The sequence below is a fragment of the Paenibacillus sp. RS8 genome (assembly GCF_041956825.1).
In the GTDB taxonomy this organism is placed as follows: Bacteria; Bacillota; Bacilli; order Paenibacillales; family Paenibacillaceae; genus Paenibacillus_AQ.
This window is the reverse complement of the sequence record NZ_CP168131.1, coordinates 4,965,234-4,978,666: the sequence shown is the minus strand read 5'-3', so window position 1 is coordinate 4,978,666 and position 13,433 is coordinate 4,965,234. Positions and strand designations below refer to the sequence as shown.

12 protein-coding genes and 1 pseudogene are annotated in these 13,433 nt (G+C 39.9%); 1 reads left to right on the top strand and 12 read right to left on the bottom strand.

What is annotated here, in order from left to right; genetic code table 11:
• The first annotated feature begins 56 nt into the window (after positions 1-56).
• Positions 57-931, top strand: a pseudogene (locus tag ACDZ28_RS23645) (deoxyribonuclease IV).
• Positions 932-970: 39 nt separating this feature from the next.
• On the opposite strand, the gene ACDZ28_RS23640 reads toward ACDZ28_RS23645, so the two are convergent.
• The 12 genes from ACDZ28_RS23640 to ACDZ28_RS23585 form a co-directional block, all read right to left on the bottom strand.
• Positions 971-1,294, bottom strand: a complete 324-nt coding sequence (locus ACDZ28_RS23640) for a hypothetical protein (RefSeq protein WP_076118584.1) — start codon at positions 1,292-1,294, stop codon at positions 971-973.
• A 100-nt stretch (positions 1,295-1,394) separates the two neighbouring features.
• On the bottom strand, positions 1,395-2,615 hold the full coding sequence (gene eis / locus ACDZ28_RS23635) for an enhanced intracellular survival protein Eis (protein WP_042127623.1): 1,221 nt from the start codon (positions 2,613-2,615) through the stop codon (positions 1,395-1,397).
• A 113-nt stretch (positions 2,616-2,728) separates the two neighbouring features.
• Positions 2,729-4,117 (bottom strand): Na+/H+ antiporter NhaC, encoded by a 1,389-nt coding sequence (nhaC, locus tag ACDZ28_RS23630; protein WP_375102902.1) that lies wholly within the window; start codon positions 4,115-4,117, stop codon positions 2,729-2,731.
• A gap of 255 nt (positions 4,118-4,372) precedes the next feature.
• Positions 4,373-6,499: a hypothetical protein gene (locus ACDZ28_RS23625; RefSeq protein WP_375102901.1), complete on the bottom strand. Its 2,127-nt coding sequence runs from the start codon at positions 6,497-6,499 to the stop codon at positions 4,373-4,375.
• Between the two features lie 19 nt (positions 6,500-6,518).
• Positions 6,519-6,878 carry a hypothetical protein gene (locus ACDZ28_RS23620; protein WP_375102900.1) on the bottom strand — a complete coding sequence of 120 codons (360 nt, stop codon included), beginning with the start codon at positions 6,876-6,878 and terminating at the stop codon, positions 6,519-6,521.
• A gap of 37 nt (positions 6,879-6,915) precedes the next feature.
• A complete protein-coding gene (locus tag ACDZ28_RS23615; protein ID WP_375102899.1) occupies positions 6,916-7,323 on the bottom strand; it encodes a hypothetical protein in 408 nt (135 codons plus the stop codon).
• Positions 7,320-8,255 (bottom strand): ABC transporter substrate-binding protein, encoded by a 936-nt coding sequence (locus ACDZ28_RS23610; RefSeq protein ID WP_375102898.1) that lies wholly within the window; start codon positions 8,253-8,255, stop codon positions 7,320-7,322. The genes ACDZ28_RS23615 and ACDZ28_RS23610 overlap by 4 nt, the downstream gene beginning before the upstream one ends.
• Before the next feature lie 35 nt (positions 8,256-8,290).
• Positions 8,291-9,451 (bottom strand): efflux RND transporter periplasmic adaptor subunit, encoded by a 1,161-nt coding sequence (locus ACDZ28_RS23605; protein WP_375102897.1) that lies wholly within the window; start codon positions 9,449-9,451, stop codon positions 8,291-8,293.
• A 20-nt stretch (positions 9,452-9,471) separates the two neighbouring features.
• Positions 9,472-10,305: a carbohydrate ABC transporter permease gene (locus tag ACDZ28_RS23600; protein ID WP_375105398.1), complete on the bottom strand. Its 834-nt coding sequence runs from the start codon at positions 10,303-10,305 to the stop codon at positions 9,472-9,474.
• Between the two features lie 58 nt (positions 10,306-10,363).
• Positions 10,364-11,230 carry a sugar ABC transporter permease gene (locus ACDZ28_RS23595; RefSeq protein ID WP_341055650.1) on the bottom strand — a complete coding sequence of 289 codons (867 nt, stop codon included), beginning with the start codon at positions 11,228-11,230 and terminating at the stop codon, positions 10,364-10,366.
• Positions 11,231-11,434: 204 nt separating this feature from the next.
• Positions 11,435-12,910 carry a DUF4179 domain-containing protein gene (locus ACDZ28_RS23590; RefSeq protein ID WP_375102896.1) on the bottom strand — a complete coding sequence of 492 codons (1,476 nt, stop codon included), beginning with the start codon at positions 12,908-12,910 and terminating at the stop codon, positions 11,435-11,437.
• 20 nt (positions 12,911-12,930) lie between these two features.
• Positions 12,931-13,425 carry an RNA polymerase sigma factor gene (locus tag ACDZ28_RS23585; protein ID WP_042132176.1) on the bottom strand — a complete coding sequence of 165 codons (495 nt, stop codon included), beginning with the start codon at positions 13,423-13,425 and terminating at the stop codon, positions 12,931-12,933.
• Positions 13,426-13,433: the final 8 nt, after the last annotated feature.

The window sequence follows — 13,433 nt, the reverse complement described above, 5'->3', positions numbered from 1 at the left end:
ACCTATAATGACGATAAATGGAGCTCTTTCAATGAAGAATGGATGTGTTAAATCAGATGTCTTTACTCCTAGAGTCACATGTATCCATGACTGGGCCAAAGATGCTCCTTCGAGCTAGTGAAGAGGCAGCATCTTATGGAGCAAATACTTTCCTAATTTATACCGGTGCCCCTCATAATACACGTCGCAAACCCATTGATGCTTTGAATATTGAAGCTGGACAAGCTCACATGAAAGTTAACGGCATTTCTAATATTGTTGTGCATGCTCCGTTTATTATTAATTTAGGAAATACGTTATCTTCACAGGTCTTTGAGCACAGTATTGCGTTTCTTCAATCAGAAATTATAAGAACCGAAGCTTTAGGCTCTACACAGATTGTCCTCCATCCCGGTTCCCATGTTGGTGCTGGCCCACAGGCCGGAATCTCTCGGATCTTGGAAGGCTTGAACGAAGTACTGTCAGATAAACGGAATGTTCAGGTTTCTTTAGAAACCATGGCGGGAAAAGGCAGTGAGTGTGGTGTCACTTTTGAGGAACTTGCGGCTATTATTGATGGAGTGACGTACAATGAGCGGTTGTCGATTTGTTTGGATACATGCCATATTCATGATGCTGGTTATAATGTAAGAGAAGATTTTGATGGCATATTGGATCAATTCGATCGCGTAATTGGAATAGAGCGCCTAAAGGTCATTCACATAAATGATTCAAAGAATATCATGGGCTCACGAAAAGACCGGCACGAAAATATCGGACATGGATATATTGGGCTTCAGGCACTGCGATATGTAGTCCACCATCCTCAACTATCGACCATTCCCAAACTCCTAGAGACCCCCTCCATCGGTGAAAAAAATATGTCAATGCACCTTATAAGCATGAGATATCCTTGTTAAGAGGAGAAACTGATGAGCCTATAAAAAAATAAAAAACCGCAAAAAAATGCGGCCTCTATCAATATAATCACTTATTCTTTAGTAGGATTTTTCGGAGCAGATGCGGTTTCATTCGCTTGGATCTTTTTTAGAGCATTTTTCTTCGCGGTTAATTCTTTTGAGAGATCAGATTGCAAACGATTTAAGGTCTTTACCTCATCATTTAGCTTTTTGATACGGGTCATTTTACTACTTAAATCCGTGTGCGACTTGCTAAATTTCATATCCTGTTCTAATTGATTAATTTTGAATTTGGATTTTTCTTTTTTGTTCTGCGTGTTCTTGATTTTGTTTTCAAGCTCAGTAATTTCTTGTTGAAATTTATTGATCATTGGTTTAGTAAAATTAATTGCCATTCTTACACCTCATATCATATTGTGTTGCTGAGAGATTATTCTACTATAAAAAGACCAAAAAAGCACACTCATATGAGTATGCTTTACAGGTTCGTACCTTTTAAAAATAATCAGAGAAATAAGGATGCTCTGGTCTAATCAATCCTTCAAGTAAAAGAATCGTGGCTTCATTCGTCTGAATACGGCCGATTCGAGCCAAGTAGGTTGGCCGCTTATAGCCCATTAACATCGTAGTTAAGGTAGGAATATCAATCGTAAGTGAAGGATTTACGCCCCCTTGTTGTAAGGTCCCCTTCCCTTCTTTATCTACGGTTAACGTAAAGGTACCTCGGTTCCATTCCAGCATTGGATCGCTCAAGTTAAAAATAAGCGTACAATCCTTATCCTGACGTTTAAACGGATACTGATCAATAAATAATTGAACATCCACAATCCGAGCCATAAAATATGGAGCTATCGTTTCCTTGATGTCCCCATCATCTAATATAAATGACAACGGTTCCCCTTTATAAATATCCCCTTTGACCAGCTTAATCATTGAAAAATGCGCACTTATAAAATTCCATAACCCCGTTCGAGCTTCTTCGTTAATGTATACCATTTCTTTAATATAGAAGATCTCCTCGGCAATCCAATATAACAAATATCCCATGGGTAAATCATCGTGATTATAATAAATCCCCACTGTCATATCATCTAAATCCCACCGCAAATATTCTTCCCACGCTAACTCATTACGAATCATCGCGCCATGATGCTGCACTGCAAACTGATCATAGATCACTTTGATGTCCGGATGTTCAATGTTTACTCGTTCTACGTTTCCTGGAACATTTCTTTGTTTGGGAAGCTGGGTATCCGGTACTTCAAATGATATTTTGTCGGTGATGATTTCCCAGCCTTTTCTTCTATAATAAGGGATTGAATACGGATAAAGATAAGATATCGATTGTTTACGATCCCGCATTTTAGTTAAAGCGTGAAGCATCAGTTTATTCATTAAACCCAAATTGGCGTATTCGGGATAGGTTCCAACACCCGTTAGTCCACCCATCTCATAAATATGACCAAAAATATTAACCTGAAATGGGTATACAGCTAATTGAGAGATGAGCTTGTCTCCATCAAACCAACCTACAACATCTGCGTACTTAAGAACTGGCAACTTGGCCTGAGTGATTTCACGATTCTCCCAGCCAAAGATCTGCAGATCGCGGTTGGTCACTTGAAATACATAACGTAGTAGATTATTAAATTGCTCTGCGTGCTTAGTTTCGACATTGGCTAATCTGATTCGATCCTGTAACTTACTGCGACTCACTGTTATTACCTCCGATAAATGGTCCACTTTTTCAGCTTAGAATACTAGCTTGTTCACATTGACTCAACGCATAGTATTCTTTATATACGTTGAATCAATGCATAAGGTGTCCATTATCTTGAGATTTCTTTATCTTTACCCAGTGAGTTTCTTTGCAATCTAGGGATTAACGCATATGCAAATGTGATAAATGGACTTAGCCATAAGAAGGTCGCATAAGGTGCATATTCTATAACGGGTACACCCAGAGTTACCGCGAAGAAGGCCCCGCTAACGCCCCATGGAATCAATGGATTAACTAGCGTACCGCAATCTTCTAATGTACGGGATAATATCTTCGCTGGAATGCCTCGTCGATTATATTCATCTTTGAACATTTGCCCTGGCAAAAGGATCGACAAATACTGTTCGCCAGTCATACCATTTACAGCAATGGATGAAGCACCGCTCATCAGAACGATACTACTCTTACGCTTGAGTGGTTGAATGAGTTTACGGAAAAAGGCCTCGATGACGCCACAATGCTGAATCAAACCACCTAAAGATAATGCAATTAAGATTAAAGATACCGACCACATCATCGATTGCATCCCGCCGCGATTCACGATAGAAGCAACCATTTCATTCGCGATATTACTGTTATATCCGCTCTGCATTACACTAAACCAGACTACGATTTCTGTCTGCTGTTGAATCAAAGCCGTCACAAGGAGACCACTGATAATACCGACAATTAGCGTAGGCAGGATCGGAATCCGCTTGATCGAGCAAGCAATGACAGCTAGCGGAGATAGCAGCGTTAACCAGTGAATATGAAATCCATCTTGTAAGGCAAGCTTAATATCTTTAATCGAGGATAAGTCGATCGAATTTCCCTTTGGTGCAAACAAGAAAAAGACAGTGGTGATCACAAGCGCTGGGAATGTAGTGTAAACCATATTGCGAATATGTGTGAATATGGGGATACCAGCCACTGCAGGTGCAAAATTCGTCGTATCGGACAGCGGCGACATTTTATCACCAAAGCAAGCCCCACTGATAATCGCTCCAGCAGCCAGCGTTGGGGAAATCCCCGTAGTTAAAGCAATTCCCATTAAAGCAACGCCGATCGTGCTTACTGTTGTGAATGAGCTCCCAGTGAACATCGAGACGATGATCGTGACATATAGTGCGCTCACCGCAAAATAATTCGGATTAATATAATCCATACCATAATATAATAGCGACGGCACCGTACCGCTCATCATCCATACCGCGATCAGAATTCCGATCAGCATGAGGATTAGAATCGGCATGATGGCCGTTTGTATCCCTTGAATAATGGCAGATTCGATCTTTTTCCAAGAGAAACCAAACATCCCTAGTAAGGCGGCCGTGCCTATTGTTGTTACGAGAAGCGGTATATGCGGCTCCGCTTTCAATAGAAAGATAGATACAAACAGAAGTGCTAGAATAAAAATGATAATAATGAAACTCTTTGTAAAACTAAGCTGACGTTCCATGACGATAATGCTCCTTAACATTGTATTAGGTATACTTTTCAAAGACTGTATATGCTTCCGCACTTTTAAGCTTTTTTGCTTTTAGGCATTGAAGCGCAGAGGTAATCTTAACGAAAAGACTGAGAACAGTCAATGTAAAGAACATACATTGAAGGAATTTCCATAAAAAGTTCATAAGTATATGCGAGAAATAAAAAAAGTGCTGGCAATTTTGCCAACACTTTTGACTTGGTTCTTAACCCACTCACTACAAGTTTAATTGTCAGTGTTTTTAGTTGTTCTCGGTTCAGATTCAACGTAATTTAACCGGTAAGATTGACTCCCTAACAACATCCTATGACCCTGAAATTCATCATATAGATTTATACGAATGCTTCCTCCCCTTAATATTTTGTGGAAGTTACTATTAAATGAGATTGAGTATGATTTATTTTTACCCATTGGCAAATCAGACCCCAGTTGCAAAGTCTTCTCCATGGATTGTCCGAAAGGGTCAATAATTTCTAAAACTAGCTTATGCTCATAGGAACCTGCTTCAAAAGCGTCATTTTCAAATAAGCTATAATTCATAACTATATCTAATGTACCTTTCTCTTCAGTAATCGTACCCACTGCATTTGCAACCGAAAGGTTGTATGGGAATAGATCGACACTTGTTAGATTATTCTGTGAGTTTACTGTCATAGGGGTAAGTGCTACTTTAACACTATTGATAAATCCAGTGGATGTTCCCCCTAAATCTGTAAGCTTACCGTCAGCAACCCCTTCCCCAATATAAAGCACAAGCTCAGACGTATTCACCCCTTGCGGAAGTTTACTCCAGATTGTAACCAGGTTTTTACCATTTGGGCTAGTTGGAGTTATCGATTGGCTAACCATCGCCTTAAAAAATTGGTTGTCAGGTGTTCTATAATAAGCCACAAGCTGTGCCTGTTTCGACTGGCGTGGTTCTTCGTTAATCATTTCCAGTTCCGTATAGATCAAGCTAGAACTGTTTTCATTATAAGTAGTTGTCCAACGCTCGCGAACTTTTGCTTTTCTGCCTAACGAGTTCATTTGGTAATATTCACCTGCAGCAATCGTATTGATCACATTATTTAGCGAATTTGTATTCATAGAGAGAAACTTCGTGACTTCATCTCCGGAGGTGTCTTGCAACACTATCTTTAGCTGATTGAAACTATAAGTATATGGAACTCTCGCTATCACATAGATCTCTGTCGCTTCATTAGGAGCAAGCATCGATTGCGTATTTGTGGTCACGATCTGGGCTGTACTGCTAAGATCACTCATTCCTGCTTTAACTATAGCTTTTAAAGAAGGTAGCTGTACTGAGGATAAGCCGGTGTTACGGATGCTGATAGTAGTTACGATTTGATCACCATCATCCCAAGGCAAACGCTGATAGGATCCAAGTTTCACCATGAATTTCCCGTACCTATTCTCGACCGAATACCCTTGTCCTATCAGATTATTGCTTTCTAGAGCATAAGGTATGTTATACAGCGCAGTTGGGAAAATAACCTTATCATCAACAGCAGGTTCCGTCCACTCTAACTTTAAGGTACCTTGATTAAGTATTAATGGTACATCCGCCCTGAGACTGACGATCTTCTCTTCGAGCGGTTTCAAGGTTACATTCGCAAGTGCTTTTGAATCTACTGGAATACTAAATCCTTCAGCAGCTTTAACCGTAAGCTCGTATGCAGGTAGAGTGATAGGTTTATTCCCAAGATTCTTAAGACGGAATTGAAGATTCCATTTCGCGGAGTCATTCTCTGAATATACGGAAGCACTCTTCAATTGCGTTTCAACCGTATTATTCTTAACAGAAATCTTCTTAACAGCATAATTAGCCACAGCAAAGTCGACAGTTGTTAATGCAGGAAGCTTAAACGATTTAACAGGAAGCGTTATTTTCAAAGCTTCATCTTCTTGTGCAAATTGCAATATCATATGTTCAGTCTTCATATAGGAAGGAACTTCTGTTAAATAGTAAACCGTCTTCTTCTCTTGAGACTGTACATCGATACTGCTTCTGGCATCCTCCTGCTTAAGTTCGAACACCGAGCCACCGACTGATTTCAGGTAAGCAATATAAGTGGAGCCGCTTAGCACTTTTTTATCCAAATTCGTGAAACTAACGCCAACTCTCATATATACTTTTCCATTTCTTTTAAGCCTTTGAAGACTTTCCGCTTTGATGTTTACTAGCAGATTATCCATCGTGAGCTTCTTGCTCTGGCCTTGTGGAACGACAACGGAATAACTTGCCGGAATGGCGAATTCGCCTAGCTTTTTCTGATAATCCTGGCTACTGAAATCCCACTTCAATAGGGTCACTTTAGTGCCGTTCAATTTAGTAGACTGTCCAATATTCACAAAGTAAGTTACAATTTGGCTACTCTTTGGAGGGATGTTTTTTTTGGTGACATCTCTCGTGACAGGTTTGCCTTGAATGAGAGCCCCCAGTTGTAGTAACCCTTGAGAAATAATCAACGTGAGCTACACTATTGCTGCTACCATTACTATAACTGAGTGTGTATATAAGTATATTGCCGCTCGGTTGCTCAATAATATCCATATCTATTAGCTTCACGTTGACATTGTTTTTTAAAGCGATCGTACCAAGTTTGTTCAGCGTGAATACCGCTGTAGCTGAAGCACTTGTCGATGCTGCATATATGCTGTTTGCAAAAGGTTGGCTTAATAGCATTGCGCTGAGCAGAACTACAGCATATGTCTTTAGTGATTTGTGCATGAGTCCCCCTCCTTATACAAAATCCTGTTTAATACATCTATTCGTTTAGAACGATTGTTACTCGATTCTGGATCAACTTTGCAACAGCTTCCGCAGATTTTTGTCCACTGAAGAATGATAAGGACTCCTCTCCAATAATAGAAAGCACTTTAGTATTCAGTTCCGCATATTGATCTACTGTATGAATGATTTCTTTAAACTTAGTAAATTCTTCATCAGAAACCTTAGCCGCTTTTCCGGTTGGTAGCTTATATGCTCCACTTTTCACCTTTTCCTGAATATCGTTTAAATTCTTATCGTTCACGGATTGGAGCAGAGAGAATCCTTCTCTATCTTGCAATGACTGTGCTTCTTCAGATAACAAGAAGGTCATAAACTTATAAGCTTCTTCCTTCACCGGAGTATTGGCTTGTATGGCGAGCGAAGATGAAGGAATGATTCTCATACCACCAGTCTGACCTGCATGTGGCTTTGAATGTACACCGGATTTTCAAAGTAAGAATATGGACCATCGATAAAGTCTGTTGGTGACCCTATAACGATGGAGTTAAATAGCTGATTACCTATCTCCGCTGGCTCCGCAGTCAAAACTTGTTCTTTATACATTTTCTTGACTTGTTCCAACAGCTCCACAAAATCAGGCGAGTCGAACTTCGCTTGTTTCGCTTCACTATCAACAAACAAATTATAATTATCAATAGCCATTTCTTGGAGTGTCATTTCCGCTGGGTAATCCGTTAAGGCATACAGTTTGTTTTTACCATCCTTCCCAGCCTGTTGTATAATTTCCTTCGATAGCTCTCCAAACTCTTTCCAATTCCACTTCTTATCGTCAATCTTCACATTTGAGTTCTTAATCATATTTCCATCACCTATGAACGCTCTAAAAGCGAACCCGGTAGGAATGAAGTATAAACCGTCGTTCACCTTCATTGCGTCCAAAACATTCATTTCTAAATCACTCTTATTTAACGTTTTATCGTGTTCAAATATATCATTCATGTTCACAAGCAACTTTTTACTCACATAATCATTGATTGAAAAGGCGCTTACATCAAAAATATCTGCACCTTTTCCAGAGAGTAGGGCTGTATTCGTTGTTTTTTTATATTCTACATAACCATTCTCCCCCCACTCATTTCCCACTTCTTTATATGCCTTAATTTGTAAGTCGATATCCGGGTATTTCGCTTCAAACTTTTTCTCTAGCGCCGTATAGAATGCACTCGATTCTGCTAGAGATAGAGTCAAGATTGTCTTCCCCTCTTCAGTTGTCGTCTCCCCCTTACCTTCCACTTTCTCATTACCTCCGGAATTACATGCCGTTGTCATTATCAACGCACCCATTAATAGCACAAAAATAGACCTTTTGATCATTTAATTTCCTCCTATTTTCTCGTTTATATGATTTCTTATTGCAGTCGAACTCGATTCCCGTCTTCAAGAGGTTCACTACTTTCCAGAATAATTGAATCCTCCTCATAGAGAATATCTGATTGAATCATCGTTTCTTTCTCGTTTTTTTCACTGGAGTGAATACGAACTTTTTGAGCGACAAAGACATTGCCTAATGCCCCCCGCTGCTCATCAACTTTATAGACAAACAAACCTTCACGATCCTCATGAATAGCTTCATTGGATAGGAGTAGTCCCTCTTGGAGTGAATGTTTTTCGATTTTGATCCGAGCCTGTTCACCTCCTTTAAGTTCTGGATCAACGACTTTTATTCTCAAATTCTTTTGAGGAATGGTTTGAGTTTTCCCGGACTCATTACTAGAGGGGCTATCAGTACGTGACTCTGAATTCACAACTTCTTCAATTAAGCCGCTTAGGGTCCGGGTTTCTTGTCCATGATTCATATCAACCTCAACCTCTATCTTTTCTCCAGCAGAAATCCCTAAATTGGACAAATGCACGGAATCCATAACAATATCCAATCTGTAACCCCGACTACTGTTGGATACAATTACATCCGGTTCTCCCATTGAAATTAATCCTTCGACGGCACTTAATTTTGAAATCAATCCATCGAACGGAGAGAGTAGTTGTTTCTCGGTTGTTAGACGATTTTTAAGTCCGCTAATCTTATTTTCCTGGGCTAAGATATCTAATTTACCTTTTTCGATATCACGTCTTGCATTTCTGATTTTGAATTCATCCTCCTCCAGCGCGGATTGGATGTACTGATCTTGCCTATTCTGTTGATCAATTTTCTGCTTTTCTAAATTTGTTATTTCATCTTTCAATTCTTGCTCAGCCGTTTTGCTCTCATAGATAATAAGCTTTTGTCCCTTTTTTACACGTTCTCCTTCTTTCACTAGAATTTGTTCGACCTTTAGTCCGGAAGTATTCGAAAGTTTAACTTCAGCAAGTGGCTCCAAGATCCCACTACCTTCAATCGTAAATAAAAGATTTCCCTTTGTTGGTTTTTCGGTTCTAACTTTCGGCAAGGTCAAAGATTGTATTGTGTTACTGAACAATGTAAAAAACAACAATAATCCCATAAAAACCATGAAGACGACTTGAATATTTCGTTTACGCCTACGATCAGTCGACTCTATACCTAACTCCATATCCCGTCATTCTCCTCCAATCAACCTTTGATACCAGACAATTGAACGCCTTCAATAAAATACGATTCCGCATACAGAAACAGCATCACCATCGGAGCCATATAAAGTATGGATGCAGCAAAAGCAATTCCTCTCTCGCCTTCATTGATCCTCGATAAAAAGACTGACAATGGCTGCTTAAACGGATCATTTAGAAAAATAAGGGGCTGCTCTACCATATTCCAATAATCCACAAACAATAATATGACGAGTGCTGCCAGACCAGGTTTAATCATCGGAATAATAATCTTGTAGAAGATCAGAAAATGTCCAGCACCATCCATTTTGCTTGCTTCGATATACGCATACGGTATATCTAGCATGAACTGTCTGAGCATAAACACACCAAAAGCTGCGAAAATTCCAGGCAATATAATTGCATATGAACTATCTAATATTCCTAGCTTATCCGCCATAATATAGTTCGGTACTAGCGTCACTTGGAAAGGCATAAGCATCGTTAGGACATAAATAAGAAACAAAGGATCTCGTCCCCGGAATTTCAGCTTCGAGAAAGCATAGGCAGCGAGTGCTGCAACCAATGTTTGCCCTGCAATGATGGGCACAACCATGAATACTGAGTTCCAGAACATCGTCAGATATTTAGGGTTGTCTAGGAGAACCTTAGTATACTGATCCAAGGACACTTGATCCGGCAGCAATTTTAAATTTACAAAAGGATCTTCTCTCCCTTCAATCACCTCATTCATCTGCCCGATAGGTCCATAATTGATCTCAATTTCTTTCTCTGTCATAAGAGAATTTGTGAATGTGATCACAATTGGGAATAATAACAAGACTGCAATAATAGCCATGACGAATGTTAATGTCCCTTTTCGCAACACTTTGACAACTGGCACAACCTTTTCACCCCTATTCCATGAATTGTCTATGCCTCCGTTCAAATGCAAACAATCCCAACACGATCAATAAAATACAACCAAACATTAAGGTCGCCGCAGCAGTCAGCTTCTGAACATCGAGCGACATGAACATATTGTTCATATAATGCTGCAGCATGTAGATACTGTCATGCGGATACTCGCCTGCGATCAAGTACGTTTCTCGAAACACTTTGAATGAATTAATGATCGACATAATGACCACAAAAAACATCGAAGAGGTTAGATAGACAAGCGTAATACTGCGAAACTGCCGTAATCGTCCAGCACCTTCAATTTGAGCCGTTTCATAATAATCCTTTGGAATTTGCTGCAATCCCGCCAAGAATAAAATCACGTTATAACCGATGTTCTTCCATAAATAAACAACAATGATTACATTTCTAGCTGCATCCGTCTTCATCCAATCCACACGATCGATACCGAAGTTGTTCAGCCAGGCGTTAAGCGATCCATTCCAATCGAAGAGCATCTGCCAGATCAGAATGATGGAGGCGACAGGTACGACAAGCGGCAACACGTATCCAGTCCTCAGCCAATTCCGAAGATATGTATTTTTATTCAATAACATCGCTAATCCTAACGAGAGCACAAGCATTAGTGGAACACTTATCACGCTAAAATAAAATGTATTAGATGCTGCTTTACGGAAAGAATCGCTATCTAGCAGCTCTCGGTAATTATCAAACCCTACAAAGTGGCCCTCTATCGTGCTGTCCATAAAAGAATAGAATACTCCCATAACAAACGGTATAAGGTAAAACATCGCGAATCCGATACCGCTTGGTGCCAGGAACATTATTGCCGCTGAGCCATCCTTTCGGAGCCATTTCTTCATAATTGGGTTTATCATTCTTTCAGTAACCTCCTTCATGTACTTAGAATAAGTAAAACTTTTTAAAAAGAAGTACGGTATATATTAAGTATTTCTTAAATTTCAAAGAATGAAGATGTGGGGTCACAGAAAAACCGTTGATAGAATTATCAACGGCTAAAAGAGTTAATATAAAATTCAATCTTTTGTTTAATCATTCATTGCTTTCTAATTCTTCGAGTACAACTCCACAGCCTGCGTATCCATAATTGGATTTGTATATTTCTCTAACGTTATCGTTAATGGCTGAGGATAGTTCTTCGCTTCCGCACCAAAATTATATCCAAACTCGTTCACGGCTGACCCATCCTTAGAAGTCGTATAGCTGCTGAAGCTGCTTGTGGAAGTTGCTCTATTATGTACCTTCCCTTTTGCGTCAGTAAAAGTCTCAGCAAGTCTAGTAGAGCCTTCTAAATATTGAGCATTCTCAAGATTACGTCTTAGGAGGATTTCTCCTTCCTCTACATTATTCTCTTGTTTTGGCGTGACTAACTCAAGTCCAGTTCCGGGCGCTTCAATAAGCTGATATTTGTTAAGATCCACGACAATTTTCATTTGATCCTTTTCGACTGCCGAAATTCCGAATGCTTTCAACGAGACGCTGTCTGGCTTGCTCTTTACAATCTTTTCACTGTTTCTGAACACTAACGTTGCCTTGGAATTATCCGAGTAGACTTCAGAGTTATCAGCAGTGATAAGTGTGGGATAATAATACTTCTCCTCGACACCTTCATATTTACTGATCAAAACTGGGTTAATTAATTGGAAAATTTGTTTATCATTGTTCTCGTCATACGCAAGATCGACATAGGTGCTTAGCGGAGTATATTGGACCTCGGTTACTTTAATTTTTTGTCCATCTATGGTTAGTGTTCCGTCTGTATCCAGCATACGTTCCTGTGCTTTGAGCATGTCAGGATCAAGCTCGAAAGCAACATCTAGGCTTGTTCGGTACTTATTGCTGCTGGATAGGAGCGCTTTATCTGAAGTTTCAGTAAGAATAATATTATAGTTTACTTTCTTTGGATATTGAATCGTTGGCGAAAGATTGGTGGAGTATATAAAATCCATAGACTGCCCGGGTTGAATTCGACTCTCGCTAGCTAGCATACTTAATGATGCGCCTTTGTGAAGAGGAGACTCTTTTATTCCTTCAAATTGAAGCTCAAAATCCGCGTGTATAACTACTTCGTCCGTATTGTTCTGAACACTGTATAAAACATAAACCTTCCGTCCATCCGTAACGGCACCTGTAACATCTATCCGGTATCCCTTGTTTTCCGCACTTTCACCGACCGGCACAACGAGATTCTGCTCAAGGGCACTGGCTAATGCAGGCTCTAACCTTGAGAACGAGCGATATGCTTTGAAATTGTCCGTATTTTTAGTGCTGGCCGACTGTACTGAAGGTTGTACCGCTCCCTTATTCGGTAATCCAATTGTTGAATATGTAACTATTAACGCAACCGCTGCAGCTGCTACCACGCCCATACCGGTAGTATAGATACGTCGCTTTTCCCGGTTCTTCCCCTCTACAATTCCTCTTTTCATAGCGTTGTAGATTTTCATTTCTTGCATTGTTTCAACGTTCTGTTGAACCTCATCGATGTTCTTGCGTAGAATACGTTCTTCTTGATCTGTCATTCCATTCACCTCCAATTTCGCTATAGATAACTTCGAAGCTGTTTAAGCCCTTCGCGCAGCCAAGTCTTAATAGTACCTTCTGGTCTTTTTAGAACTTTTGCAATTTCGATAGTGGTCATATCATGGTAGTATTTAAGCGTTACGACATGCCGATACCTAGGCTTTATCCGATTCATCGCACGCTCCAGATCAATTCGATCGTTGCTCTTCATTTCCCGCGCCGCTTCCTCCACCATTTTTTCCGTAGGTACCACACGTTTTTTGCGCCTTAACTCATCCATGCAGCAATTAATTGTTATTCGAATCAGCCAGGGTGTGAAGGACTGTTCGTCCTTTAGTTTTTTACGTTTCATCCATGCCCTGCATGACGCTTCTTGGATCACTTCCAGCGTGTCTGCTTCTGTTCTCAGATAACTGTAGGCAATGGCGTACATTTTTCGATGCTCCACATACAAACGACTAAAAAAAGCTTCTTCATCCATCTGAGCAAAATCTACCATTCTTACCTCATCCATTGTATTTT

What these genes read in the sequence shown, in the direction of transcription:
- ACDZ28_RS23620 (WP_375102900.1), bottom strand. Translation starts at nt 6,878, where the DNA reads ATGCACAAATCACTAAAGACATATGCTGTAGTTCTGCTCAGCGCAATG.
- nhaC (WP_375102902.1), bottom strand. Translation starts at nt 4,117, where the DNA reads ATGGAACGTCAGCTTAGTTTTACAAAGAGTTTCATTATTATCATTTTT.
- ACDZ28_RS23640 (WP_076118584.1), bottom strand. Translation starts at nt 1,294, where the DNA reads ATGGCAATTAATTTTACTAAACCAATGATCAATAAATTTCAACAAGAA.
- ACDZ28_RS23590 (WP_375102896.1), bottom strand. Translation starts at nt 12,910, where the DNA reads ATGACAGATCAAGAAGAACGTATTCTACGCAAGAACATCGATGAGGTT.
- ACDZ28_RS23615 (WP_375102899.1), bottom strand. Translation starts at nt 7,323, where the DNA reads ATGAGAATCATTCCTTCATCTTCGCTCGCCATACAAGCCAATACTCCG.
- ACDZ28_RS23610 (WP_375102898.1), bottom strand. Translation starts at nt 8,255, where the DNA reads ATGATCAAAAGGTCTATTTTTGTGCTATTAATGGGTGCGTTGATAATG.
- ACDZ28_RS23605 (WP_375102897.1), bottom strand. Translation starts at nt 9,451, where the DNA reads ATGGAGTTAGGTATAGAGTCGACTGATCGTAGGCGTAAACGAAATATT.
- ACDZ28_RS23595 (WP_341055650.1), bottom strand. Translation starts at nt 11,230, where the DNA reads ATGAAGAAATGGCTCCGAAAGGATGGCTCAGCGGCAATAATGTTCCTG.
- ACDZ28_RS23585 (WP_042132176.1), bottom strand. Translation starts at nt 13,425, where the DNA reads ATGGATGAGGTAAGAATGGTAGATTTTGCTCAGATGGATGAAGAAGCT.
- ACDZ28_RS23600 (WP_375105398.1), bottom strand. Translation starts at nt 10,305, where the DNA reads ATGGCTATTATTGCAGTCTTGTTATTATTCCCAATTGTGATCACATTC.